General features: G+C 56.7%; 23 protein-coding genes and 1 pseudogene. 14 read left to right on the plus strand and 10 right to left on the minus strand.

Translation table 11 applies throughout. The features are described 5' to 3' along the window. Positions 1-36: 36 nt before the first annotated feature. Positions 37-1,398: a hypothetical protein gene (locus DQW50_RS13525; protein WP_112079803.1), complete on the plus strand. Its 1,362-nt coding sequence runs from the start codon at positions 37-39 to the stop codon at positions 1,396-1,398. Between the two features lie 51 nt (positions 1,399-1,449). Here the strand turns inward: DQW50_RS13525 and DQW50_RS13530 are convergent, their stop codons facing one another. From DQW50_RS13530 to DQW50_RS13545, 4 genes are all read right to left on the minus strand, one after another. Continuing rightward, entirely contained in the window at positions 1,450-2,451 is a 1,002-nt protein-coding gene (locus DQW50_RS13530) for a DUF6610 family protein (protein ID WP_112079804.1), read from the minus strand. A gap of 123 nt (positions 2,452-2,574) precedes the next feature. Next, complete coding sequence (locus DQW50_RS13535; protein WP_112079805.1) at positions 2,575-2,796, minus strand: hypothetical protein; 222 nt, start codon at positions 2,794-2,796, stop codon at positions 2,575-2,577. Positions 2,797-2,846: 50 nt separating this feature from the next. Continuing rightward, on the minus strand, positions 2,847-3,122 hold the full coding sequence (locus DQW50_RS13540) for a hypothetical protein (RefSeq protein WP_112079806.1): 276 nt from the start codon (positions 3,120-3,122) through the stop codon (positions 2,847-2,849). Positions 3,123-3,144: 22 nt separating this feature from the next. Beyond that, complete coding sequence (locus DQW50_RS13545) at positions 3,145-3,546, minus strand: DUF6166 domain-containing protein (RefSeq protein ID WP_112079807.1); 402 nt, start codon at positions 3,544-3,546, stop codon at positions 3,145-3,147. A gap of 194 nt (positions 3,547-3,740) precedes the next feature. Between DQW50_RS13545 and DQW50_RS13550 the strand changes: the two are divergent. From DQW50_RS13550 to DQW50_RS13580, 7 genes and pseudogenes are all read left to right on the plus strand, one after another. Beyond that, a pseudogene (locus tag DQW50_RS13550) lies at positions 3,741-3,980 on the plus strand (IS1595 family transposase); the annotation flags it as partial. A 152-nt stretch (positions 3,981-4,132) separates the two neighbouring features. Then, a complete protein-coding gene (locus DQW50_RS13555; RefSeq protein ID WP_112079838.1) occupies positions 4,133-4,810 on the plus strand; it encodes a helix-turn-helix domain-containing protein in 678 nt (225 codons plus the stop codon). Between the two features lie 175 nt (positions 4,811-4,985). Beyond that, positions 4,986-6,872 carry an ABC transporter substrate-binding protein gene (locus tag DQW50_RS13560; RefSeq protein ID WP_112079839.1) on the plus strand — a complete coding sequence of 629 codons (1,887 nt, stop codon included), beginning with the start codon at positions 4,986-4,988 and terminating at the stop codon, positions 6,870-6,872. Positions 6,873-6,955: 83 nt separating this feature from the next. Next, complete coding sequence (locus DQW50_RS13565) at positions 6,956-7,942, plus strand: ABC transporter permease (protein WP_112079808.1); 987 nt, start codon at positions 6,956-6,958, stop codon at positions 7,940-7,942. Continuing rightward, positions 7,939-8,859, plus strand: a complete 921-nt coding sequence (locus tag DQW50_RS13570) for an ABC transporter permease (protein WP_112079809.1) — start codon at positions 7,939-7,941, stop codon at positions 8,857-8,859. Before DQW50_RS13565 ends, DQW50_RS13570 begins: the two co-directional genes overlap by 4 nt. Beyond that, the gene (locus tag DQW50_RS13575) at positions 8,856-10,991 is read left to right on the plus strand and encodes a dipeptide ABC transporter ATP-binding protein (RefSeq protein WP_112079810.1); all 2,136 of its coding nucleotides are present in this window, start codon (positions 8,856-8,858) and stop codon (positions 10,989-10,991) included. The genes DQW50_RS13570 and DQW50_RS13575 overlap by 4 nt, the downstream gene beginning before the upstream one ends. A 4-nt stretch (positions 10,992-10,995) precedes the next feature. Next, complete coding sequence (locus DQW50_RS13580) at positions 10,996-11,856, plus strand: CoA ester lyase (RefSeq protein WP_157964872.1); 861 nt, start codon at positions 10,996-10,998, stop codon at positions 11,854-11,856. 26 nt (positions 11,857-11,882) lie between these two features. Here DQW50_RS13580 and DQW50_RS13585 read toward each other — a convergent pair whose 3' ends face one another. After that, positions 11,883-14,006, minus strand: coding sequence for an acetate--CoA ligase family protein (locus DQW50_RS13585; RefSeq protein WP_112079812.1), 2,124 nt, complete (start codon positions 14,004-14,006; stop codon positions 11,883-11,885). 268 nt (positions 14,007-14,274) lie between these two features. Here DQW50_RS13585 and DQW50_RS13590 point away from each other — a divergent pair, with 268 nt between their 5' ends. Beyond that, entirely contained in the window at positions 14,275-15,387 is a 1,113-nt protein-coding gene (locus tag DQW50_RS13590) for a transposase (RefSeq protein WP_112079813.1), read from the plus strand. A gap of 212 nt (positions 15,388-15,599) precedes the next feature. On the opposite strand, the gene DQW50_RS13595 is transcribed toward DQW50_RS13590, so the two are convergent. Beyond that, positions 15,600-17,726 carry an ABC transporter ATP-binding protein gene (locus DQW50_RS13595; protein ID WP_112079814.1) on the minus strand — a complete coding sequence of 709 codons (2,127 nt, stop codon included), beginning with the start codon at positions 17,724-17,726 and terminating at the stop codon, positions 15,600-15,602. A 405-nt stretch (positions 17,727-18,131) separates the two neighbouring features. Between DQW50_RS13595 and DQW50_RS13600 the strand changes: the two genes are divergently transcribed. Together DQW50_RS13600 and DQW50_RS13605 are read left to right on the plus strand one after the other, a co-directional pair. Beyond that, positions 18,132-19,406 carry an IS4 family transposase gene (locus DQW50_RS13600; protein ID WP_112079815.1) on the plus strand — a complete coding sequence of 425 codons (1,275 nt, stop codon included), beginning with the start codon at positions 18,132-18,134 and terminating at the stop codon, positions 19,404-19,406. 242 nt (positions 19,407-19,648) lie between these two features. Next, a complete protein-coding gene (locus DQW50_RS13605; RefSeq protein WP_241964430.1) occupies positions 19,649-20,056 on the plus strand; it encodes a hypothetical protein in 408 nt (135 codons plus the stop codon). Between the two features lie 321 nt (positions 20,057-20,377). On the opposite strand, the gene DQW50_RS13615 is transcribed toward DQW50_RS13605, so the two are convergent. The 3 genes from DQW50_RS13615 to DQW50_RS13625 all read right to left on the minus strand — a co-directional run bounded on the left by DQW50_RS13615 (position 20,378) and on the right by DQW50_RS13625 (position 23,785). Then, positions 20,378-21,379 carry a cytochrome d ubiquinol oxidase subunit II gene (locus DQW50_RS13615; protein WP_112079816.1) on the minus strand — a complete coding sequence of 334 codons (1,002 nt, stop codon included), beginning with the start codon at positions 21,377-21,379 and terminating at the stop codon, positions 20,378-20,380. Then, the gene (locus DQW50_RS13620) at positions 21,372-22,820 is read right to left on the minus strand and encodes a cytochrome ubiquinol oxidase subunit I (protein WP_112079817.1); all 1,449 of its coding nucleotides are present in this window, start codon (positions 22,818-22,820) and stop codon (positions 21,372-21,374) included. The genes DQW50_RS13615 and DQW50_RS13620 overlap by 8 nt, the downstream gene beginning before the upstream one ends. Positions 22,821-23,035: 215 nt before the next feature. Continuing rightward, on the minus strand, positions 23,036-23,785 hold the full coding sequence (locus DQW50_RS13625; RefSeq protein WP_112079818.1) for a helix-turn-helix domain-containing protein: 750 nt from the start codon (positions 23,783-23,785) through the stop codon (positions 23,036-23,038). Between the two features lie 126 nt (positions 23,786-23,911). Between DQW50_RS13625 and dps the strand changes: the two genes are divergently transcribed. Genes dps through DQW50_RS13640 form a run of 3 tightly spaced genes read left to right on the plus strand, consistent with a single transcriptional unit; the run spans position 23,912 to position 25,366 of the window. Next, the gene (dps, locus tag DQW50_RS13630; RefSeq protein WP_112079819.1) at positions 23,912-24,571 is read left to right on the plus strand and encodes a DNA protection during starvation protein; all 660 of its coding nucleotides are present in this window, start codon (positions 23,912-23,914) and stop codon (positions 24,569-24,571) included. Positions 24,572-24,606: 35 nt separating this feature from the next. Beyond that, positions 24,607-24,990 (plus strand): 2Fe-2S iron-sulfur cluster binding domain-containing protein, encoded by a 384-nt coding sequence (locus tag DQW50_RS13635; RefSeq protein WP_112079820.1) that lies wholly within the window; start codon positions 24,607-24,609, stop codon positions 24,988-24,990. Between the two features lies 1 nt (position 24,991). Next, the gene (locus DQW50_RS13640; protein WP_112079821.1) at positions 24,992-25,366 is read left to right on the plus strand and encodes a RidA family protein; all 375 of its coding nucleotides are present in this window, start codon (positions 24,992-24,994) and stop codon (positions 25,364-25,366) included. A 418-nt stretch (positions 25,367-25,784) separates the two neighbouring features. Here DQW50_RS13640 and DQW50_RS13645 read toward each other — a convergent pair whose 3' ends face one another. Next, complete coding sequence (locus DQW50_RS13645; RefSeq protein WP_112079822.1) at positions 25,785-26,585, minus strand: sulfite exporter TauE/SafE family protein; 801 nt, start codon at positions 26,583-26,585, stop codon at positions 25,785-25,787. Between the last annotated feature and the right edge of the window lie 5 nt (positions 26,586-26,590).

Below are 26,590 nucleotides of genomic sequence, written 5' to 3' on the forward strand. Positions count from 1 at the left end.
CGACAGAACAGGTGACTCAAGTCAGGTTAGCTGACGATGCTTTGTGAGGTACTGAGTTTAGCAGAGGCTTACGCGCGAGAACTGAGAGAGGAGGTGGAAGATGAGCCTGCTTCACTGAGAGAGAGGGTAATCCGGTGGTACCGGGCTAAATACTATGTTCAGCTGATAAATTATTGGTTGATGGATACTGCTCCGGAGGCGTCGTCCTACACTGAAACCCTGTTTCTTGATCCAGAATTCAGTGCGCAGTATCCGGTGATCGACCCCGATCTTGGAGTGAAATTGATTCGTGATGATTCTCTGGAGGGCTTTCAAAGACGGAACGCTGTTCATCGATATCTTCGCACGTTGGTAAAGACCGAGAACAGTCTCCTGTATAGGGATCTGCAGAACAACACCAGCACAGACGGAATGTATCGATACAAGATCGAGGAAGATAATCGGCTCATTCACGTCTTGTTTTCGGATATGGATCGAGTTGAAAACTTAGATATATACAAGCCGGTCGGTGATGCCGTCCGGGATATAATTGTAGACCAGCGCAGGCAGGAATTCGACGAGTACAATGATCAACGGCTAACTGATACGAGAATCTCAGACGACCATATTTTTCGAAATCCGGTGTTCATCGGCATCCAGTTTTTCGACGTGCTGGTGAAAGAGGCGTTCCATCAGAAGGTTTCGTGGCATGTGTGGCTCTCTTACTATGAGACGTTCACACGAGAGATCTGCCGGAACTACGAAATAACGGAGTACAGTGACCCAGATGCTTCAGTGCCAAACGACTACTCTCGGCTCCTGAACGAGATGGTCGGGAATATGTGTGACTGGATGCGGATGATGCAGACAGAGGTGGTCTCACGAACCAGCGATACCGAAGCTTGTGATGTGCGACTGCACGCACCTGAAGAGGCAACGACGTCCGCCGCCCGGACCTCGACAAATAAAGACAAGAGTTCAGTTTCTAGTGAAACCGCCAGTACCGAGGACGAAACGGGTGATACGGACGAATTTGAAAAGTACCTCACTATTCGGGGCTCATACACTGGGCGTGATTCTGCCAGCATCCCCAAGATGACCGGAATCATCTTGGTATCGTGCAACGAGGAGATACTGACCACCAGCGAAATCCCGGATCGGTTCAAACGAGACATTACGGAGAGAATCCTCCTGACCGGGGTCGAACTCCGAAACCATGGTGAGGGGTCGTTTCCGTGGGAATACAGTGAGCTGGTGCTCGCAAATCTTGAAGAGCGGCTCACGGGTAGACGAGCGAACTCACAGTATGCGGAGCAGTTACAAGATGTCTATGCGGACATCCGAGACGAGGTATTCATCGAAGAGGATGTCGGCGTGGATTTCGTCGACAGGTTAGACGAGCTGATTGGATATCCCTAACCACATTGGAGGCTACTTTCCGATCGCATCTATCAGCGTCAAAACGTGAATTCACGCCGGCGGGAGGTAGACGCTCTGCTCGCCGGCGATTTCCTCTAGGTTATTCCGATGACGGTGGCTGAAGTAGCACTCGTAGCTACAGTATCCACAGATTGCGCCGGTATCGTATTCAGCGACGTATGGACCGCGGCAGGTTCGGCAGACGTTCGTCCCGCACTCGGTACAGGCGGCGTCCTCAAGATCGGCAGGACTCGGTCCCTCGTACTCGACGTTGAGCCCCTCGTTTTGCGGTGTCGTTTCGGGCCAGATTCCGTGGGTCCTCCAGAATTCACGGACGCGAGCGAGACTGTGGCGCACCGTCTTTCGCACGGTGACGTGGTCGGCGTCACGACCGCTGTCGTCCCAGCCGTCGGCCGTCCAGAACTCCCCGAACTGTGCGCCACGATGTAGCCCGTTCCAGCCGACGCCGACGATGTCGGCTGGTGGCTCGTCGGTGAGTGTCGGTCTGGTCAGCTGTCGAATGGCGTCGAGTTGCTTGGGGGGACTCCCGCCGAGGATATGGACGCGTCGACGTCTCCATTCAGCCGGGTCTGAAAACTCGTGCGCTAGCCGGTCGGCGTAGCCACGCGAATATCCGAGCACGAGGTCCTCGGGAATCTCTTCGATCACTGCTTGGCACTTCGGGACGACGATGAGCTCTGCCTCGGGGTGGCTACCCTGAATCCCGCGTACAGCGGCGACGTGGTCGTCGACGTCATCGTGTTCGTAGATGTCGCCGATGACACCGACCCGTGGCTCGTGCTGGAAGAAGCGATCGACGAATCGGTCTAGGTCGGGATTGCGGAAGTCGTTGTCGAGCATACCGACGGGGAGACTGAGGTTCTGATATTGGGTCTCCTGATACCCGTAGTCCTCCCGAAAGCCGGGAAGGAAGCCTAGGGTCAACGCGTCGGCGACGAACGGGGCTCGGTGAAGGAACGCTATATGGTCTGCTTGTCTGGCGACGGCGATTTCGCTAGCTGTGCCGGTGTTCGAACTCAAATCGAGGGACATGACTAGGTTTGCGAGGCCGCTGCTGGCCGCCCCGCGCCCATTCAGGGGATCGAAAAACCAGACTGCTCTATATTAACCAACAATCGGTGATGTGGCTCGCAAATTGTTGGTTAAGATGGGTGCTTACTCCGCGTCCTCACGCAACTCTTCAGCCTTCCACTTGAGCCGTCGTAGAATCTGTGTCCGGCTCTGGTGGGTGTTCTCGTAGGCAACGCACGCTCGCAGCGTCTCCATGTCGTTGATCGTCGCGATGCCGGCGTTGATGAGTCGCGTGTTCGGTGGGTCGAGACGCTGTTCAGGGGACAGTTCGCTTGAATCTGGATCGTGCTCTCTTGTATCGCTCACTCCTAGTCGCCTCCATGCTTCCTGAGGCGACAAAAAACAGCACCTGCCCGCTACTCGTCGTCTCCCGGTTGGATCTGGCGAGCGTCCTCGGCGAGGTCGTGGATGTACTCCCGAAGCGTCTCCATGTCCTCGCGAGCGTCTTCGAGCGTCTTGCCTTTCGCTTTCGCGATCACCTCGTCCTGGTCTCGAGTCCCGGTCCCCCGTTTGAGTTTCACCGTGAGGGAGACGCCAACGTCGCTTCGCTCGACGTACTCGGTCGATGTCTGTCGCTTGTTGTTCTGTGGCGATTCAGCGTTCGTGCGTGACTGCTGCGAGTGTTCTGTCATGAATTGCTCTCTGTAACCGATTTCAGATAGACGGTGCGACTGCTTCGTCGACTGTCTCGCGAAGGGCTGCATCTATCTCCCGCTCGGTAAGCCGCCAGCAGCCGTCGGCTCCTGTACACTCCAACTGGCTCACGACCTCGGTCTTGAAGGACATGTACTCCGCGAGGGCGACGTCCTCGTCGTCAGTGTAGTCGAGCAGGAGCGCGAGGGCGAGTTGCGCCGGCCCACTCCCACCATATCCCCATTCGAAGCCCGAAGGACTGTGACTCGCCAGCTCCAGACTCCGCTCTGGCGTGAGCTGTTCTTGATCCGATTGCTTCTCGACGATGGCGCGGCCTCGACGACGGTAACCAACGTAGATGACGTCGGGATCAGTCGAAGTCCGTGACTGTACGTGTGAGCGTGGGTCGCTGATTCCACTCATAGGTTGGTTCGCGGGAGGCTTGTTCGATCACCCCCGCACCCCTCTCGGGGGTACATAAACAGGACGGGGCTGCGTTCGGCAACGTATTTGACAGTTCCAACGTACTATCCAGGTATATCGGGATGGCTGTACTGGACGATCTCTCAGGGTTCGAGTTCGAGGACGTGATAGAGGACGTCTTTCGCAATCTCGGCTACGAGAACGAACAAACGGTGGTTCACTCCGAAGAATTTGTCACGGATGACGGCGTTCACATCAACCAAGTCGAATGCCTCTGGTCACTGTTGAACCCGTGGCTGGCGAAATTCCGGGGCCTCTCCAAACCAGGATTGGAACAGTCCGGACGAACCTATAGGTTCGTCCGGACGTTGAATCTTGCCGGAGCATCGCTGTACGGCCTTCTTGATTGCTTCGTCGTCAACGTGTTTCGCTGAGTTATGCAAGAGCCTTCTCAAACAATACAACACGCGATCATCCACCAAGACTTTGTATTTCTCTGATAAGGATTGTTTAATCGAGCAGATTTGAATAACCAAGGGTGACTACGATTTTCCGCGTCAAATTTACTACAACTCCGATAGGACGAATCGCTGACATTCAGCAGGCTACCTCAAATATTCGAAGTATTGCACTGGACAACGCGTTCTATATTGAGGATGGAACATGGTTTGAATCACTCACGATCGCCGCAGCGGGTGAACTCAACTCTACGGACATTGCGGACATTTCTGGAATCGAGCTGTTTGACGAACAGGAGGTTCCAAGTGGCCCGACCGATGTCAATATTCGTCGATACACGGTACTCGCAACCGAACCATACCCATTCATTCTTGGCGTAGTTCTCAGACAGGAAGCTATTCCCAACCGAATAGTCTTACAAAACGGCCGGTTTGAGGTCGTTGTAACAGTACGGGAGTGGGAAGTAGTCCAGTTGCTGGCAGAACAGATCGGTGAGCAGTTCGGCACGTTCGATCTGGAGAGCGTTACCGAAGTTGATCGAAGTGGAGAGCCGCTCGACAGCGGTCGGCTTTCGGAGGTGCTTGTATCAAAACTCACTGACGACCAGCTTGTAGTGCTCGAAACAGCTTACGAACTTGGTTACTTTGAGGTTCCAAGAGAGGCTACAGCGAGTGATATCGCGGACGCACTCGATATCGCAGATTCGACCGTGAGTGAGCGCCTCCGCGTGGCTCAGCGAAATCTTTTCGAGCTTATTTATGGCGCGCGGAGCGCCGATGGCGTGAACGAACTCGGAGAAATGTAGATCGGAGAAGGATCCGCCCGTCTTCCCGGTTGGGTACTTAAAGAATGAGACTCTTCGACCCGGTTCGGGAATAGTACCATGACAGAACAGTCATATGAGTGCTAATGTCATGGATGATAATGACACCTTGGACGTGGTTGAGGGGGTGCTTGGGGAGGGAACCTCGCGCCGGCGAATGCTCACCGTACTCGGAACGGCGGGCGCAACGGCGTTGGCGGGATGTAACGCGCTGACCAGAGACAACGAAAGTGGCGGTGGGTCAGGTGGCGGTGGGTCAGGTGGCAGTGGGTCAGGAGACGGGCGCACAATGGAGACCCAATTCTGGAACGATTGGCCGCTCGAGTCGAAGAACAACGATAACGTTCCTCTTGAATACGCGGCAGTTGAGGGACAACAGCTCGATCAGGTGCGTATCTCGTTCGGGAGCGACGACACGCCGTGGATGCGTGAGCACGCACTGATGATCCAGTCGAGCTTCGAGGAGATCGGTATCCCCACAACGCTGGAATCGGTCCCAGTGAATGTCCTATACGACGAACACTGGCCAGTCGATACTGGTCACATAGATCCAGTAACAATGAACGTTCACGGGCCGGATCCACAGCGCGGACTTGACCCGAACCCATTCTTGATGCGCATGCACCCCGAAACCGGGGGGAACTACTACAACTACTGGAATGAGGAAATTACGGAGTTGCTCAATGAAGAGACAGAAGAGGTTGCGGATGCCGACCGACGGGCCGAGCTCGTCCACGAGATCCAGTCGCTCGCGAGCGAGGATGCGTACATAATCTCTGTCGGATTCCCAGATGTGATCACGGCCGCTGATACGAGTAACTGGAGTGGCTACGTCCCGACACCGGGCAACGGAACGACCCAAGATTCGTTCATTTGGAGCCAAGTTAACCTCCAGCCTGAGACCGACGAGGGCGTCTGGGTCAAAGGTGTGACCAACTCAATGAACGGAACGAACATCGCGTGGGGAACTGGAGGCCCGGAAGAGAAGCGGCTCCTCAACATCTACGACGGGCTCGCAGATGCGACCCCACAGCTTGAGATCGCACCTGCGCTAGCGACCGATTGGGAGGCGGTCGACGAGACCACTGTTGAGATGGAACTGCGTGATGGCGTGGAGTGGCACGACGGTGAGCCATTCGGGCCGGAGGACGTGAAATTCACTGTTGAGCTCTACCAAGAGTACAACGCGACCTCACAAGGACCGTTCTACACTCCCATCGACAGCGTCGAGGTGCTCTCGGAGTCCGGTGGAGGGAGCGTCCGGTTCAACCTGTCTAGTCCGGATGCACCCTTCTTGACACAGCGAATCGTCCGGAGCGTCATCCTGCCGGAACACCGGTGGGCAGATGTCGATAACCCGAGTCAGCATAGCCCTGACCCGCCGATCGGAACGGGGCCGTTCAAATTCGTCGACTGGGATTCTGGGACGCGCTTCGAGGTCGAGAAGCACGAGAGTCACTGGATGTGGGACGAGGACGTGCGTAACGACCTACTCGGTGACGAGTTCTTCGAACCGGGCGACGGGATCGAGGGGATCGTGTGGTCCAACGTCGGGAACGTTGACGCACTCATCGGCGCACTCCAGCAGGGTGACATCGACGCCGTTGGGACGACGCTGTCCAACGACCAGGCGGAACGCGCGGCTGAAACTGATGGAATTGAAAAACAGACCGCGGATAATTTTGCGGTGCTTGACGTTCACCTGAACCACATTGTTCCGCTAATCCGAGACAAGGAGGTCCGCCGTGCGATCTCCCATTCTGTCGACAAAGAGGGTTTCTTTGAGGGCGTGCTCGGCGGCCGGGGTACGGTTGCGGAAGCACAAAACCTGATCTCGCCGCTGATGGAGCCATGGCACAACCCGGACGCTCCTGGATATGCCTTCGACCGGGATGAGGCCCAGTCGATCCTGCAGCGGGCGGGCTACACAACCCAAAACGGAACACTCGCGTGGCCCAGCGGTGATGCCTGGGATGCGTTCGTCGAGCGCGTCGAGGATGGGCATGCCGGCCGCGAGGAACTAGACCAGCCTGACTTCTCATAATGTCGGGGACACGTTCGTACCTATTATCCCGGTGGGGGGCTGTACGGCGAGACAAATTGTGACACAGGTATAATCTCACACCTATGAACTTCAGACGATTTTTGATCAAACGTATCGCTATCTCGATAGTGCTGACAGTTGTGGCTGTCTCGATAATTTTCCTGACCATGCGGCTGCTCCCAGGCGATCCGTTCGGCTCTCTGGTCGCTAGTGGCGATCTCAACACGGAGCAGCTTGAAGCGGTCCGCGCACAGTACGGACTGGACCAGCCACTGTGGGTCCAGTACGTCCAGTATCTTGGCAACATCTTGACGTTCAACTTCGGCTTTTCGATCACACAGGGACGGCCCGTCTGGGATATCCTGTTCCCGCAACTTGTGGCTACGCTCGTGTTGCTGGTTCCGGCACTGATCGTCACTGCGATCGTGTCCACAATTCTCGGGATGTACGCTGGCTGGAACCGCGGTTCGACCTTCGAGAAGTCGAGCATTGTTGTGACCACTTTCTTCCGGTCCACCCCAATCTTCATTACTGGGATATTCTTCCTGATAATCTTCGCATATCAGCTGAGCTGGTTCCCTGCGTTCGGAATTCGGAGCCCGACGGCTAACCCCGACGGATTCTTCGAGTTATATCTCTCGTGGGACTTCGCGAAGCACTACTTCTTGCCCTTCGCAACGTCGGTGTTATTCTACAGTGGGGACTTTCTGCTACTGTCGCGCAATAGTATCGTGGAGCGGAAGGGAGCGGCCTACCTCAAGCTTCACGCAGCAAAAGGGCTCAACGAGGCAGAACAGCTTGCTCGTGCCGGCCGGAACTCGATGCTTCCCGTTGTGACGTACTTCGCGCTCCGGATGGGGATGCTGTTCCAGGGGGTAATTACATTAGAGGTGGTGTTCGCCTGGCCGGGCATCGGCCGTGGGCTCGTCACCGCGATCCAACAACAGGACTATCCGACCGTACAGGCGGCGGTGTTCATTATGGCGTTAGCTGTGATCGTAATGAACCTGCTTGCGGACGTTGTGTACGCTCGGATCGATCCGACCGTCAGTGTGGGTGATAACGTATGAGCGTCACGAACCGCGAGGTGGCCCTTGAAAAAGTCTCAGAGCTCCACAATCGGGTCAGATACACCCTTGGGGTTGTCCTTAGCGACCCGTGGGCGCGGATAGGACTGTTTGTCCTCTCCACGTTCTTTTTCCTCGGGATCTTCGGCCCTTATCTCGCCCCGCACGACCCGATCCAGTACACGGTTACAGACGAAACGGGTAGCACCCTGCGTACGGGTGCCCCGTCGACGACCGCCCCGTTGGGGACTACAGCGTTCGGCAAGGACGTGTTGAGCCAGTTCCTCGCCGGCGCAAGGCCGACGTTTATTGTCGGCATTTTCGGCGGGCTAGGGACTGGCGTCATCGGCTTCCTCGTTGGCCTCACAAGTGGATACTTCGGCGGACGTGTCGACGAGGCGCTGATGCGGTTCACCGATCTTACGTTCGCACTGCCGCTCCTCCCCATGGCGCTTCTGATCCTTACGTTCGTAACGCCGAGCATCTATCTCATCGCGCTGGTCATCACGGCATTCCTCTGGAAGATGCCTGCGCGGGTGATCCGCTCGGAGGTGCTGTCCGTGAAAGAGCGAACGTTCGTCAGGTCCGCTCGCGCTGTTGGCGCGGGCCACGGACGAACAATGTTCCTCCACGTGGCCCCGAACGTACTCGCGGTTGGCTTCCTCTACACGGCCTACGCAGTCGCATGGTCGATCGCGGTCCAGGCATCGCTTGCGTTCCTTGGATTTGGGGATCCAACAATGACCAGCTGGGGACGTATGCTCAGACAGGTCTTCGAGTCCGGTAGCATCCGCGTTGCCTACTGGTGGGTGCTTCCGCCCGCGATCGGTATCGCGGCGGTGACGACGTCCGTGTTCCTTGTCGGCCGGTCACTCGAAGAAGTGATCAACCCCGAACTCCGTGAGGAGGGATCCGAATGAGTTTGCTCGAAATCGACGATCTGACAATTACGTACGACACCGGTGATGGTAGCGTTCACGCGGTAAACGGCGTCTCATTCGACGTCGAAGCCGGAGAGAACTACGGGCTCGTCGGCGAGTCTGGCAGCGGGAAGTCCACTGCTGCGCTCGCTGTGCTCGGCCTCCTTGACGACAATGGAAATGTCGAGAGCGGCGAGATCCGATTCAAAGGCGAGGACGTGCTATCTATGCCAGAATCACGTCGTCGCGGGATCCGGTGGGAGGAGATTGCCTACATTCCTCAGAGTGCAATGGACGCGCTCGATCCGGTGATGACCGTCGGCAAACAGGTCGATCAGGCGATCCGAAAACACCGCGATGTCTCGAAACCGAAAGCTCGAGAACGGACCCGCGAGGTATTCGAAATTGTCGGTCTCGATCCTGACCGCACCGACGACCATCCGCACCAGTTCTCCGGCGGCATGCGGCAGCGTGTCTCCATTGCGATGGCGCTTGCACTGGAGCCGGATCTGATCATTGCGGACGAGCCCACAACTGGTCTCGACGTGATCGTTCAAGACAAGATCATGAACAAGATCGTTGAGATCCAAGAGCGAACTGATAGCTCTCTCCTGTTCATCACCCACGATATCGGGGTTATTGCCGAGGCAAGCGATCGAATTTCCGTGCTGTACGGGGGCAAAGTGATGGAGCAGGGACATACCGATCGGGTACTCGCCGAGCCGACAAATCCCTACACGATGGGATTGAAGAACTCCTTCCCAGATATCGATAAGCTTGGCGAGGTCGCTGTCTCAATCCCAGGGTCGCTCCCTGAACTTGACGCGGCGCCGGACTCATGTGTGTTCAGCAACCGCTGCCCGTTCGCCACTTCAGAGTGCGAGGATGCTCATCCTCCGATGGCGGATCTGGGAGACAGCGACGACGCTCAGCAACGCTCAGCCTGCTATCGAGTTGATGAGGTCGATCGGCTCCGTCCGGAGGCGACCAATCCAAATACGTGGGGAATTGACATCCGAGAACGTGACAGCTCGGAGCCGGGCGATACTGTTCTGCAGACCCGCTCCCTTTCAAAATGGTACCAGCAGCCGCAGGGTCTTCTCGACGGGATCCGTGGGAGAGAGCCTGACTACGTGAAGGCTGTCCAAGATGTCAACCTCGAAATTTGCGAGTCAGAGATTCTCGGCGTTGCAGGTGAGTCCGGGTGTGGCAAGTCGACGCTCGGAGAGACAGTGGCGATGCTTGGCGAGCCAACGAACGGTGACATCGAGTTCCGTGGCACGTCAGTTGAGGAGTACCGTAATGGGGAGATGAAGGAGTTCCGCTCGAAGGTACAGATCATCTTCCAAGATCCCTTTGACTCTCTGAACCCGCGACAAACCGTCCGGAACTGCGTCGGTGAGCCACTGACGATCCGTAACCGCTCGCGGACAGAGATAGACGAGAAGGTTGTCGAGACACTCTCAGAGGTCGGACTACGACCTCCAGAGAAATTCCTCAATAAATACCCACACCAGTTGTCAGGAGGCGAACGACAGCGTGTGGCGATCGCGCGCTCGCTCGTTCTTGAGCCAGAGCTGCTGATCTGCGATGAACCAGCGTCGATGCTTGACGTGTCGCTAAAAGCCAGCCTGTTAAACGTGCTACGCCGCCTCGCGGACGAGCGAGATCTCGGTGTATTATATATCTCACACGATCTCGCGAGTCTCACGCAAATCGCTGACCGCTTGGCGATCATGTACCTCGGCGAGGTTGTAGAGAAAGGGCCGACCGCAGATGTGATCGATTCGCCGAAACACCCGTACGCAGCATCTTTGTTGTCGGCATCGCCAAAGCCCGACCCCCGTGCGACCCGTGAGCGGGTACTCCTTCCAGGGGAGCCGCCTGATCCGATCGATCTACCTGCCGGATGTAATTTTGCTCCTCGGTGTCCGAGGGCGAAAGACGACTGTCGCGAGGCAGACCCCTCGCTGTCAGCGGCGAGCGACGGAGACCACGAAGGTGCCTGCTTCTTCCCGGTTGACGGTGAAATGTCGGGCAACGACGACGGATCGGTCGGGGGGAATGGAGCAGCCAGTGGTGACGGTTCGACTGACGCCGACGGACCGGTTAGGACAGACGGGGGCGAGTGATTCAATGACCACGTTCCGCCGATCAGCGCTGTTCACCCCGGCCGACGATCGAGAAATGATGCGGAAGGCGGCTGAGTCGCAGGCAGATGCCCTGATCTTCGACCTAGAAGATGCTGTTCCCGCTGACAGGCTTCTCGATGCTCGTGAGAACCTCAGTCATGTGGTCCCGGACGTCGGTGACGACATTGAAGTCGGCATCCGGATTAACGGCGTCGACACCGGTCAGTGGCTTGATGACTTGACGGCGGCAGTCCGTGCGGGTGTCGACGCTGTGCTCGTTCCGAAGGTCGAATCACCGTCGGAACTATCGGCGGTAGTTGACACGCTAGCGGTGTCAGCAGATTCACCCCCGATAGTCCGCTTCGCAATAGAGACACCGTCTGGGTTGCTTGAAGCGGCTTCAATCGGTGCACGGGCTGCGTCACTCTCGCTTGTTACTGGCATCTCATTCGGACTTGCTGACTACTGCCGATCTCTTGGGGCACCAGGACCAACGGAGTCTGTCCGCGAACGACTCGCGTTCAAAATCAGCTCCGTCGCGGCGGCACACGGCCTCCGTGCGTTCGCGTCGACACATCTGGATATTGACGACGAAGCGGGACTACGGCGTGCTGGAATGTCGAGCCGAGATCTCGGATTTGACGGCATGAGTGCTATCCATCCGGCCCAGATCCCTGTGATAAACGATGTGTTCACGCCGGACGTCGACGCCGTTCGACGAGCGCGGCGACTGGTCAAGGCGTACGAGGCAGCCGATTCCGACTCAATCCGAATCGAGGGCGAGTTTCTCGATGAGGCGACGGTCGCTCACCACCGCACGTTGATCGACCGATACGAGGCTGTCCACCACGACGACGAATCGTAGCCGGAATCCGACCGCCGTTCATTTTCTCACTCTCTCATACGGACTAGCACGTCGACCACCGCTACCCCGTCCTCTTGGACTATGATGGGGTTCAGATCAAGTTCCGCGAGCGGTGCCTCAACCGCGAGATCCCCGACTTGGCGGATAAGATCGACGAGTGCGGCTCGATCCACGGCCTTTGCACCACGCGTCCCATCGAGCAGCTCCGCAAGCGCTGTCTCATCGACCATTGCCCCTGCGTCAGCCTCAGAGATCGGCGGCACGCGGACTGCTCCGTCATCGAGTGTCTCAACCAATGTTCCCCCGGGTGCAACCGTCACCAACGAGTCGAACACGTCGTCGGGCGACACGCCAACCAGCGCTTCGACGCCACCACTGACGCGTCGCTGAACAAGCACACCCTCGATCGCCGCTTCAGGGTGTGCCTCACGAGTGTTCTCGACGATCGTATCGTACGCTTGACGGGCCTCGTCTCGATCGCGAACCTCTGCGTGGACTGCTCCGATGTCACTTCGGTGCACAACGTCACGTGAATCGACTTTCATTGCAACTGGGAAGCCGATCTCGGCGGCCGCTGATGCAGCCTCGTCAGCATCAGTCACGACCCGAGTCTCGACGGCATCAATTCCCACTGCGGACAGCAACTCGGTTGCCTCCGTCCACGTGAGAACCTGGCCTCGTGGAATTGTCGGGAGATCAGATGACTCAGTTTTCGCTCGCAGTTCTCTTCGAGTCGGTGCCTCGCTCAGCCGCCTCTGGGTTTCACCCGCCTTCACGAGTGAGGCGACTGCGTCCAGACACCGGGCGGGATCGTAGAACAGGGGCCACTCGGAGCGAAGGCTCTCGTAAGGGAGTGGATCGGCTGAGCTATCGTCTGGATTCTTCCGTCCGGTCCAAAGGAAGGCGACCGGCGCCGGCGCGTTCGCTGCAATCGCCGCCAGATCGTCAGCTATTCGCTCTGCGCGCTCATCGACGGCGGACAGCCCGATCGCGAAGATGTACGCGTCATAGGGGTCGGCCTCGAACAGGATCTCTGCGATCTCCGGTAGTGCCTTGGCGCCGTATCCGCGAATGTCGGCGGGATTATGGAGTTCCCCGAATGTTAACAGCTCCTCAAGATCGAGAAGCTCTGCCTCGGTGTCTGTTGGGAGTGGTGGAAGATCTAGCCCCCGCTCGTCAGCGAGGTCTGCAAGGAGGCTGGCGAGTCCACCACTCGTCGATGCGATACAGACACGGCCCGACTGCGGCGGATTGAACGTTCCGTGGAAGTCAGCTCGGCCGAGGAGGTCTGGAATATCTGGTACGCGCTCGACGCCGCTCTGCTCGAAGGCGGCTTCCCAAGCATCGTCACTTCCAGTGAGCGAGCCGGTATGTGAGAGTGTCGCCGCCTCTGCGATATCTGACCGGCCGATCTTCACGGCCAACACTGGCGTTCCATTTCTTGTCGCACGAGTTGCGGCTTCGATAAACTGATCCGGATCGTCGAGACCCTCCACGTACGCACAAATCACTTCAACATCTGGTCGGTCCGCCATGTAATCAATGTAGTCAGCAAGAGTGAGGTCCACTTCGTTGCCCGTTGAGGCAATAGCGGCGAAGGATGTGGACTCGTCTGTACCACGCTCGTAGAACGTCGTGAACGCGAGCGCACCGGACTGGCTCACGAGTCCGATGCCTCCTGGCTCCGGCTCCCGAGAACAGGTGCTCGTCAGGACAGTCCCTGCATGCGGGTCCGCAACACCGATACAGTTTGGTCCACAGACATGGATATCCCGATCCGCGGCGACGGATGCAATCTCTGCCTCTAGTTCTACTCCTGTCTCATCAGCTTCCCCGAATCCCGCAGAAATGACGAGTGCTGCTGGAACTCCTAGCTTTCCTGCCGTATCGACTACGTCGACAACGTATTCACGAGGAATACTAACTACGACGAGGTCCGGAACAGTCGGAAGCTCCGCAATGTCGTCGTAGCACTGGCGGCCCCAAGCCTCTGCTCGGTTCGGGTTGACCGGGTAGAAGTCGCCTTTGTACCCATACTCTAGGAGGTTGTCGACAAGACGTGATGCGTACGTTGCGTCTGGACTTGCACCGACGACGGCGACAGAATCCGGGTCGAACAACGGATCGAGATCCGGTGTGGTCATTGGCATGTCATCATTATATGGATCGATTGTGATAAATATGCTCGCTCCAGCGAAAAGAGCCTAAATCTTCTGAGCCGTATTTCTCATGTTAACTATCAAACAGTGTTAATTTTCCAGCCTCTGTGGTGTAGCCAGACGATTGATCGGAGCGTCACGAGCTCCGATCGTGAAGTGCCTTAGGCGCTTATGGAGATGTCGAGGATCAAACCTCGCGCTTCACAGTAGTTGCCGAACCTGACTGGGGCTCTTCACGCTGGGCTGTGTTGATCAACAGTTGGTCCAGACAGCTGAGGCGAAACAGGTTTGCCGTGCTGCGTCGACAGTGCTGTTTCCAGCGCTCGAATTCGGCGTGAAACCGTGTGGGAAGTACACGAGAGAGGATTTCTTGGAAATCCTCTCTCGGATCGCTTTTGATCAGGAGTCCGCAAATACGGGTGGGAAAACGCTCCAGCTTGATCGTGACGAGCACGTCGATATCACCGCTACGACGCGAAATTCACTCGCTAAATCGCTGCTGTATCACTTGCGCAATCTCTCACCAGACGCCATCACCGACCAGTTCGATGGCGTCCGAGATCGAGTGTTCGAAGTCCTCCGGTCTCAGCGCCGACTTCCAGCATTCGTCGATGTTGCCATCGATCTCCACGAGTGGCGCTTCTACGGGTCTGCCGACACTGACCACGTCTTAACCACGTATCCAGATCTCGGAACGAACAAAGCGTTTTGCTTCGCAACACTGTGTATCGTCGCCCCTCGCACGCGATTTACGCTTGCGGTGGTCCCGATGGACGCGAACGGCTTTCGCGCCAAGCGCGAAGCCGTTCGCTCCTTGCTCGAAACAGCCAAACAGTACGTCTCCATTCGGCACGTCTACCTCGACCGTGGATTCTACCAAGTCCACGTCGTTACAGAGTTAGAACAGCAGGATGTGGATTATATCGTGCGTGCGCGGCCGAGTAGTGGAATGAAAGACCGTCTCAGCGCCGGCGCTGAAACGGTTGCTGACGAGTACACGATGCAGCGAAAGCGCAACCCAACAGCGTCGGTAGATGTCACAGTCTTCGCGGTTCCGCACCGTACAAGCGAAGACGAGCACGTCTGGTTCGTAACGAGCTTGGATGTAGACTCATCGACAGCGAAGGCGTACGCGGCGGCGTTTCGCCGCCGCTGGGGGATCGAAACGTCATATCGACAGCTCGGATATTTCCTCCCGAGAACGTCGTCACCGACGTTCTCGGTGCGACTGTTCTACTTTCTGTTCGCGGTGTCGTTGTACAATCTCTGGGTGTTAGCTAACGTTTTAGCTTCAGCTGAAACAGTTCCAGAGATACCGCTGATCTCAACACGAATTTTCCGTAGATTCGTTCTCTCGACAGACTACGGCTGAGTTCACACTCGAATCTGACCGGGATGACCGGTGAGTACGCCTTATTTCGGAGAGGAATCGCTCGGGAACGCCGCTAGCGCGGCGTTCCCTCGCTCTCTCACTGAACCTGTCACAGCGAAATCCGTGACGATCGTGAAATGCGCGAACGCAACGGCTTGGTTAGTACAGAACAAGATTTGATTCGGCAACTACTGTTCAGGGTGGGGAAGATGTCAATCGGGGTTGAGTGGCTCTTTAACCGTCGTTTCATCGTCGTCTGCGGTCGTCACTTTGGCGTCCTCGCCATCTGCTGCAAGCGGATAGTGACAAGCAACTTGGTGAGTGTTGGGGTCTTCGGCCACGTCGGACGGTCGATCAGTGGTTGCCTCCGTTTCGACACTGTTCAGCTTTGGATCTGTATGCTGACAGTGATCGTCCGCTCGCAAGCACCGGGGAGCAAACGAACATCCGGCTGGGAGCTCGTCGAGAGCTGGAGCCTCCTCGTCGGCATCGAGCGTCACACGCGGGCGAGCAGCGGTCGGATCCGTCTCAGGCATCGCTGACAGCAGCGCATTAGTGTACGGGTGTCGCGGTGTCTCGGCGACGCTGCTGGTTCGACCACGTTCAACCACCTCTCCCCGATGGACGATCGCAAGTCGATCGGCGACCTGAATCAAACTGGACAGATCGTGAGAGATGTAAACAACCCCCATCTCACGTTCTCGAGCTAGTTCACGGAGAAGGTTTAGGAGACTTGCCTTCAGTGACACGTCAAGCATCGACGCCGGCTCGTCACAGATGATCACTTCTGGCTCGAGGACGAGCGAGCGTGCGATCGCCACACGCTGTCGTTCGCCTCCTGACAACTGATGTGGATACTTGTTGAGATATTCCTCTGGAGGGCCGATGCCGACCCGTTTGAGAGTGTCCACAATCGGATTTTCACCTCGCTCAAGATTGTGCACCGTGATGGGCTCGCCGACAAGTTGTCGGACCGTCATCCGTGGATTCAACGCGTCGAATGGGTTCTGGAAGACAATCTGTACACGCTGGCGGAACTCCATCATCCGCCCGTTACGGTAGTGCTCGTACGGTTCTCCATCGAAAAACAGCTGACCGTCCGTCGGCTCCTGAAACAGTGCCATCGTTTCTGCCAGCGTGGACTTCCCTGATCCGGACTCGCCAGCAATTCCAAGGATCTCTGACTGTGAAACAGACAGTGAGATCTCATCTGCAGCCTTCACTTCTTCCGGACCGTACCCTAGCAATTTGTCGAGCAGTGTTTGGCTGCCACGGTACCACTTTGTTAAATCCTCGACTTCAAGGAGTACCTCACCAGTTGAGTCTGACACTTCTTCCTGTCCGACTCCCCACGTCGAAGGATTATTGGCCTGTCGGCGGAGCGACCCAGCCTCTACCACTCGGTGGCATGCACTCCGTTGATCGCGAACTGGAATTTCGGTGAGTTCTGGATGTGAGTCCCAGCATGAGTCGGTCGAAAACGGACATCGAGTTGCAAACACGCAGGCTGAGGGAGGCTCTGTAAGTTCTGGGGGGACCCCAGGAATTGCGATGGGGCTTGCTGCATCATCACCGCTGAGGAAGGCGTTTTTTAGCCCCATCGTGTAAGGATTTGTTGGGTTGAGAAGGACGTTCTCCGTACTTCCCTGTTCCATAACCTTTCCCCCGTACAATAATGAGAATTCGTCACATGTCTCCGCGACTGTCGCGATGTCATGTGTAATCAACAGCAATGAGCTGTCAATCCGCTCTTGTATCTCTAGAATTTCCTCGATGATCCGGTCTTGTACGACTGCATCGAGACCAGTCGTGGGCTCGTCCGCGATGATCAGATCCGGCTCCAGTGCGAGCGCCATCGCGATGACAACCCGCTGGCGCATTCCTGCCGAAAACTCGTGTGGGTAGTCATCAGTACGGTGAGGGTCGAGGCCAACGATCTCGAACAGCTCTTCTGTCCACAGCTGTGCGCTTGAGACTGTAATATTCCTGTTTGTCCGGATGGTTTGAATAACCTGTTTGCCGACGGTCATCACCGGATCAAGCGCGTCCATTGCACTCTGGGGGATGTAAGCAATCTTCTCCCAGCGGAGGTCTCGGTACTGGGCGTCGGTAAGTTTGAGGAGATTGTAGCCGTTGAAATCAATGCGGCCGCCGGTGATCCGCGCTGAGTCTGGCAGCAGTCCGAGAATCGCATCGGCGACAGTCGATTTTCCACACCCGGACTCGCCGGATATCCCGTAGTTGACACCATTTTCGATCGAGAAGGAAATACCGTTGACAGCGTGGACAGGTCCGTCTGGACCATCGTACTCGATTTGAAGATCCTCAACAGTCAGCATGACACTTATTTAGATATGGAGTCTCGATTACGGAGTGGTACATGCTACTAAGGCGATAGTCTGAAAGAACTTAAGCGTTCGTGGGTGCCACCGTCTTTTGAGTATAGAGCCCAGGGACATCCTTTTCGGCGTTCACCGTACTGCAGTTGGAATATGTGCCGGTCCACACTACGGCCTGTTCTTTCGTGTGAAACACACTGCTCTCGCGGCTGAACAAGTATGGCGATGATATAATACTTTTGATATCTCATATTGTGAAACACACCATGCGAAACGACAATATACACAGACCATCCGTCTTCAGTTAAGCAAGAAACCGTGTGACTGCGGTGGCTTATCGAGACATCTTTCGGAAGGAATGAGGAAGCCGAGTCTGTGCACGACAACGGCTCCTCATCTCGGATTATGCGTCGGCTCACTACACTGTTTCCCTCTGAGTTCCTCAAAGAGCACGCCGAGGAACTCGGCGTGGTCGAACGTGACCGAAAACTTCAGCTTCCTGCCTTCGTCTGGACATTCGTGTTCGGCTTCGCCGCAGGCGAAAGCCGAACACTCGCCGGTTTTAGACGCTGTTACAACTCGACTGCCGATGAGACGATCTCACAAAGTGGGTTCTATCAGCGGTTGACTCCGACGCTTGCGGAGTACCTCCGCGACCTCGTCGAGCGCGGTCTCGACGAGGTCGCTGTTCCTGACGCGACAGCTGCTGATATCGACCGATTTAGAGACGTGATGATCGCTGATGGAACGGTGTTGCGGTTACACGAGTTTCTTTCAGATCAGTTCGAAGCCCGCCATGAGGAGCAGGCTGGAGCGAAGCTCAACCTGCTCCACAATGCCACAAAGCAGACGATTGAACGGATCGATACTGCTGACGAGAAAGCACACGACAGCACCCTGTTCAAGACAGGGCCATGGCTTGAGAACCGCCTCATGCTGTTCGATCTCGCCTACTTCAAGTACCGCCGGTTTGCGCTGATCGACGAGAACGACGGCTACTTCGTCAGCCGGTTGAAGAAGAACGCGAACCCGATGATCACGTCGGAATTATGGGAATGGCGCGGCCGCGCCATTCCCTTGGAGGGCAAGCAGCTCCGAGCTGTTCTCGACGATCTCGACCGAAAGTACATCGATGTAGAGGTCGAAGTCGAGTTCAAACGAGGACCGTACAACGGGACGCAGTCGCTGGATACGAAGCGGTTCCGCGTCGTCGGCGTCCGCGAAGAGGACGCCGACGACTACCATCTGTACATGACGAATTTGGTGAGAAAAGAGTTCTTCCCGGCTGATTTAGCGCAGATCTACCGATGTCGGTGGGAAGTTGAGTTGTTGTTCCGTGAGCTGAAGACGCAGTACAACTTGGATGAGTTCGACACGAGCGACGAACACGTGGTGAAGATCTTACTGTACGCAGCACTGCTGTCGCTGCTTGTAAGCCGAGATTTATTGGATCTGATCACTGAGCAGGCGGACGACGAGATCGTGTTTCCGCCGGAACGCTGGGCGGCGACCTTCCGGTCGCACGCCCAGCTCATCCTCCACGAACTCGGAGAGTACCTTGGCTACTCGCCACCGCCGTTACTGGAGCGGCTGATCGAGGATGCTCAGAAGATCCACCAACAACGACCGATCTTACAAGAGACGCTCGCTACCGCTACACAACCGAGGTGTGAGTCTTAGCTAAAGACGAATGACCGAATTACGGTTCCAAATGTCTTTACGTACTTATGTCCATGAGTATCATACCAGCGGATATTATTCGGAGTTAGTATATGATCTCTCAGGGAGATCCTCGCAGGCACGAAAGAATTCGTTCGGATTGAGGTTCGGGGATGGCTTGCCGTGTTGAATCCCCTGACAGCCGATTCCCATGTTCCTATATAAGCGTGTAACCTTTTATATACTCAAATAGTATTGTGCTCATGGGTACAAACCATACAACAGAGTCGAACAGTATTATTCAGTGGCCGTCGGAACCGGTCGGGTATGTGGCAATTCTTTTAGCTTTCATTACGGGAATCATTCATCTCGTGGCGACGACACGGGCTATTGAGATGAGCGTTGTGCTGGCAGTCCTCTTCGTGCTCAACGGACTGGGTTTCCTCGGCGGAGCAGCACTGTATTTCACCCGGTTCTGGCGACGCTCGTTCTTCCTCGCGGCTGCACTGTACTCATTAGTGACGATTCTCGCGCTGTTCCCGTTCCAAGGTTGGGGGGTCGAAGCGTTCTACATGAACGGGGCGATTAACCCAATTGTCACCGTCACGAAAGTTGCGGAAGCTTTCCTTGTGATCGCGTCGGTTTACTTGTATAGCAGCACAAGCAATTGACATCCTCCCCGCCCTGAAGGCGACGATTCCCGACCGCGTTGGGGTAATTCTTTCTCGCGGTATTGAATACGTAGGAGTGGTTCACTCCGAATCAGCGCCTGTGGAGACTGCGCCCCCTAGGGATATACTTGTATCTGTAAAGCGCGCCGTGGAAACAGGAACCCCACTCTCAAGGGGCAAACGGCAAACGCCGTGAGCGAGTAGGATGGGGTAGTTCACCGACTTACCCGCCTAGCAGGTCTTATCTAGCTCACCGTCGCAACGGTCCACGTCCGAACAGATGTCAAAAGAACGTTGGTGCCAACGGGGTGGTATACACGTTCAATTTTTGTATCCCTCACCCTCGATCGGACCGCTAAACACGCCATAGAGGAATTTGAAGTACCACAGTACGAGGAGAAGCGCCGGAAATCCGAGAATCGTCACGAGATTCAGCGCTAACGGTGAAACAACCGCTTCTCGAACTGTCAAGCCGGTTGGCGGATAGATCGTCGGATACAGCAGGAGCGCGACCAGCAGGCTCAATAGCGCCGGAAGCCCGAGTGCGCTCACCAGCCAAGCACGGTACTTGCCGCGCAGAGCGAGAACACTTCCCCCACCTCCCGCAACGACCGACAAGACGACAATCGCACCTACGGGAAGCGAAAGAACCGTTTCGGCAGCACCTCCGGCATCAGTTACGACAACAGTCGTCAGCAGAGCGACAACTCCGATCAAGTATACCAGCGTCGCGATTATTCCGTACGTGCGCAGGTCTGACGCTAACCGTGGCCTGGTCTTAGCTGTCAGAAAGGCCGAGCCGGTGGCGACCGAGACAGTTACGAGGCCGACACCAGTCAGCAGTGCCGGCAGCGACAGCGTCGGCGCGTCGAAGATCCACCGACCGGCGAGAGTCCCGAACAACAGCGGCGCGAAAAAGCTCCCTCCAATAAAGGAGTAATCCCAGTACCGCTTCCAGCGCTCGTCGTCGCGCTGTTCGCGCATTTCCGGGCCGAGCCCGCGGAACAGCAGCGCGAGCACGAACCCGAGCGCGAGCAGGTAGTGATCGGCCAAGACCCGCGAGTACACTCGCGGGAACGCCGCTAGCAGCATCGTTCCGAAGGCGACGACCCACACCTCGTTTGCGTCCCAAACCGGACCGAACGCCGTCAAGAGTGTCTCCTTCTCGCGTTCGTCGTCGCGAGTCGCGTACAGCATTCCGATTCCGAAGTCGAACCCGTCGAGGACTACGTACATCGCCAGCGCAAACATGACGGCACCGAACCAGATCTCGGGGAGCGCGTCGACAAGATACGCGTCGACGAGCAACACGAGCTCAGTCATCGTCGCTCACCTTCGGGACCGGACCGTACCAGCGGTCGTCGTCCGATACCTTCACTCCGAGTTCACGGAGCTCGTCTTCGACCAGCCACCGCAGCACATGAAGGGCTACCAAGATCAATCCGATATAGATAACGACGAAGCCGACGAGCGTCAGAGTCGCTTCGGTTCCGCTCAATGTCGAGGAAACGGCCTCACTAGTTCTGAGTTCGCCCTGAATGACCCACGGTTGTCGGCCGATCTCGGTGACGTACCACCCCGTGAGAAGCGCCGCGTAGCCGAGCGGCGACGCAGCGATCATCGTCTTCAGGAATCGACTGCTCTCCGAGAGGCGTCCGTTGTAGATGAGATACCCGCCCCATAGTGCCAGCCCGATGAACAGGAATCCGAGTCCGACCATGAACCGGAACGACCAGAACACTATCGCTACGGGCGGGTTCTCCTCATACTCGTTTAATCCAAGCACTTCGGCGTCAAAGTCACCACCGGTAGCGAGGAACGACCCGACCCCCGGAAGACTCACAGTAAAGAGGTTCTCGGCTTTCGGATCGGTGATTGCGTCAATGCTCTTTGGGAACGCGAGCAGGTGTAAGTCCGCCGTGCCGGTATCGTAGTGAGCTTCCATGGCTGCGAACTTCTGTGGCTGTGTATCTGCGACGTGACGCCCATACGCGTCACCATGGACTGCCTGCAGAGGAGCGGTGACGAGCAGGATGATAACCGCGAGTTTCAACGCAGTGTTCCACGTAGCAGCATCGCGCTTCTTCCAGACGATGTACGCCGAGACCCCGGCGACCAGCAGCGCGACAGAAATAACCGACGCATTGACCATGTGTACATACATCCACGGCATCCGGGGCGTGAAGAACGCAGCCAGCGGGTCGGTTAGCTTTGCGACCTCCATACCGTTACGCGTGATCATCTCGAAGCCCTGTGGAGTCTGCATCCAAGCGTTGACGATCAGGATCCAGAAGGCCGACAGCCAAGCCCCGACTCCCACCAGTACCGACGAGAGAATGTAGGTCCGATCGCTGACGCGTTCCTGACCGAACAGCAATACCCCGAGGAAAACAGCCTCAAGGAAGAACGCCATCTTCGCTTCGAATGCGAGCGGCCCACCGATCAGCTCTCCAGCCACCTCGGCGAACTGCGGGAAGTTCGTCCCGAACTGGAAGCTCATCGGGATGCCAGTGACCGTTCCCATGACGAATCCGGCGGCGAACACCTTTACCCAGAATGATCGCAGCCGTGTGAACCGCTCGTCGTCGGTCCGAACGTCCTTCCAAGTGAAGTAGACGATGAACGGCGCCAGCCCGACCGAGAGCGAGGCGAAAATTATGTGAACGCTGATCGTCCAGCCGAACTGCGCACGGCTCGCAAGCTCCGGCGAGAGCTGTAGCGCCCATCCCTGAATCAAGATGTCGGGAAGCACCGTCGAGAACATAGGTATATTTGATCACGGAAATAAAAGAGAAGTTGTATAATTCCCCCGTTCGAGGACTGTACTACGGTGGTTTATATCCACAGAGCCGTAGCTTCTGTAGTCAATACGAGACGGTCACGGGTAGCGCCGGAGGCGGAGCTCAGAACACTTTTTCATATCCTCGATGCTGGGGCTTTTCAGCAAACGTGATATCTACGACTCGTAGCCACCATCGTTCACAGTGTTCGCTCGACAAATTCCGACACGATACGATCCTCTGCGGTTCGTAGTCGATATTGAACCGTAGAACGGGGTTCATCAAGTATCGACGCAAGATCGGAGACAGAAACTTGTCTCGGCCGTTCGTAGTGCCCGTGCTTGACCGCCGCCTTCAGCACTTCCCAGTGTTCTGGCGAGAAGTCCGTTGCGAGGCGTTCGGTCGCCTTCCAGTCGCTGCCAGTAGTGATATGCGACACCGAAAGCGACACGCCCTCCCGAAGCTGTGCTTCCAGTGTATCGTAGATGTCTCCAATAGGAGAATTACCAGGAAAGAGAATGCGCCACCGGTACTCGTCACCGACTCGGCGGGATTCGAATATGGTTCCTGTCTGAATATGATCGAGTATGATATGCGGAAGTGAATGACAGCTGTCAATTTCTCGGCGAAGTGTGTAGATAGTTCGGCTGGTCTCTTGCCGATCTAGGACGCAATATGACCGGTCCGTATCACAATCTACGACGTCGAAACACTCGTTACAGCGGGTTTCGTTAAGAAACACCTCATCGAACGCGTCCAGCGCTTCGCTCGTCCCCTTCGCGTAGTCGAGCCGCCACATATAGCTGTCATTCACGAAAATCGCGGACGACCACAACGAGAGGCTCTCGTATTGTCGGAACACATCCATCAACTCATCGGCTCCTGACTCGAACTGGAGGACAAACTCAAACTCACGTGTCTCTTGGGCGGGTTCAGGCTCATCGTTCATTCATCTATTGCTAAATAGTAGATACACAAAAGAATTGTTTTCACTGCTGTTTCATTCTTTTAACAGGAAATTTCATCTATTGCTAAAGCAATTCTGATTACTGTTACCGGGGTATGTAGAGATGTGATGGCAAACGAGAAAGAACACGGCAGCGGTTCCGTGGAACCGGGCGACACGAGCAAGCGAGTCGGCGCCGAGGTCATCCGCGAACGAGGCGTCGACCCCGAGGAGCTCCGAGAGAAGCTGATCGACGCGATCGGCGCGGAGTTCACGACCTACTACTACTACACGAACCTCCGGATGCACCTCGCCGGGGAGGAGGACTACAAGGAGATCACCGAGGACGCCCGTCTCGAAGACCGGGCCCACTTCGAGCTCGTCGTCCCCCGGGTGTATGAACTCGAGGGGTCGCTGCCGAACGACATCAGAGACTTCGCCGACCGGGCCTCCTGTCCCGACGCCGAGGTACCGACGCCGATGGACGACAGCGGCGGCTTCGACACTGAGGACCTCGCGGTGGAAGACATCCTCGAGGTACTGCTCGAAGCGGAACGGTGCGCGATCCGTACCTGGAGCGAGATCTGCGACATGACCCGCGGTGCCGATCCGCGAACCTACGACATGGCCCAGCGGATCCTCAACGAGGAGATGGACCACGAGGCCTGGTTCATCGAGCTGCTGAGCAAGGAGCGGGACAACGAGATCAACCCGGCCGGGCACTTCGCGCGCGGCGAGCCGGGCGACGCGCCATACACGAAGAACAACCCGTTCAACGACTCCGCCTGAGCGAGTCACAACGGCCTCCACTCTCCCCCTCATTTATGACACAGTCGTCGGACGATACGTGGACCGTCACGATCGTCGTTCCCGAAGAGTCGTCGCTGGACGAAGCCGGCGAAACACACGAACTTGCGGTCAGTGAGAACGAGACGATTCTGGCGGCCGCGCGTTCGGCGGGTGTGTGGCTCACAGCTGACTGTCAACAAGGTTGGTGTATTACCTGTGCTGCTCGTTTGGTTGACGGCGACGTTGTCCATCCAAACGCGCGTCGGTACGACACTGAAGACCGAGAGGCAGGCTACGTACTCATCTGTACTGCGAAGCCGCGGGCAGACTCGACACTTGTTGTTGAGCAGTACGATGAGTTCCTCGAATTTCGAGCAGCCAATAACAAACCTCCAGGAAACTCGAAGCTAAGTGACTAACATGTCCGAAAACATAACCCGAAAGGAACGAGATAGTTCGTTAACAACTCCGTACAGTGTTCGGAATCGCGGTTTACAGCTGGTATGTTTCGATGGTCAAGTGCCTAGCAAAGAGACGGTGTTAGATCAGGGTGTCCGAACACAGACACTCGAGGCGCTTGAACGCGTTCGTACTGTCGCTGCTGAAGCTGGCGTCAGTCGTCAGGAACTAATGCGAACCACAGTATACCTGACTGACATGAGCCAATTAGAGGCAGTTACGCAGGCGTACGACGAATTCTTTGGGGGTCAACGGCCGTCACGGACCTTCGTTGGCGTCGAGCAGTTGCCGAACGATGCTACAGTTCAAATTGAGGCTACTGGCGTATGTAAGTGAGACCCTATTGGTCGCGTTACGTTACACAGAAACGCAAGACAGCGAGAGTATTCATCGGGTTCGGAACAGCTGCGTTATAAACTCACAATAGGTAGTAACTCCGCGAAGAACCGGATCTGCCTTCTCAGTTCCCCTTCCCGTGATCCACAGAACACGATCAGCTACAACATTCGAAAACGCTACTGTAAAATCGCATGACAGAAGCGATGGTGATACTAACTTAACGCGACCCATCGAACGGGCGCACCCACAGGGGCCGCGAGCAGACATCGACCGGCTCGTCGACGACCTCGAACGAGCGGCAACCACGTGACGGGTCGTGGGGTTCCGGGTGGCCGGCTGCCGTCGTGTTCCCCCTCATTGTTGTTGTTTGGAGCCGCCACCTGTATCGAGCCAGCGAAAAAGATCCAGAGCTGGGTCAGTGCCCCATCGCGCCCCCGAGGGGCTGGTAATGCGGGAACATCGGGTGTGGAAGATGAACTCCGAGCGCCATCAGGCCGTGCGCGAACAGCACGTACCCCAGCACGACGAACACCACGCCGAGCAGCCGATGAACGCGACGCCGGTGGGCAACGTCGATCGACTGGATAATCGTTCCATAGAGGAAGACAGCCGGGATCGTCCCAATGCCGAGGGCACCGAGAGCGATTCCCCCGGTGGTCGGGGAGCCGCTCGCGAAGGCGAACAGATACGCGGGATACAGCATCGGGCAGGGAAGAAACGCGTGGACGGCGCCGAGCCCGACAATACTTGGGCTGTTCACGTGTCGGTGAACTCTCGCCGCGAGCCACGACGTAACGCGCTGGACGCCGGGTATTCGAATGTCGCCTCCGCTTCCGCCGATGACGTATCGAACGCCGGTCGCCACGATGAACCCTCCGACCGCAAGACCGACAACACCTCGCAGGAGGTCGGCGATCGGCGTCAACTGGTCAGCGGTGACGAACACGACGCTTCCGAGCGCGCCGAAGACGGCCCCGAGAATCGCGTACGTGGTTGCCCGGCCGACGTTGAACAGGAAGTGCTGGCGAACCTCGTAGGTCGTGAGATGACTGGCACGCCCGTCGTTGGCTGTCACCGTTCCGCCATCGGGCTGCGGCGTCATTTGTTTCGAGTACATTGTCACAAGTGGACCGCACATCCCGATACAGTGTGCGCCGCCCAGCACGCCGATGAGGACGAAGAGGACGACGTCAATCCGGAAGAGCGACTCGAGCATAGTCC

Source organism: Halorubrum sp. 48-1-W (genome assembly GCF_003287355.1).
Taxonomy (GTDB): domain Archaea; phylum Halobacteriota; class Halobacteria; order Halobacteriales; family Haloferacaceae; genus Halorubrum.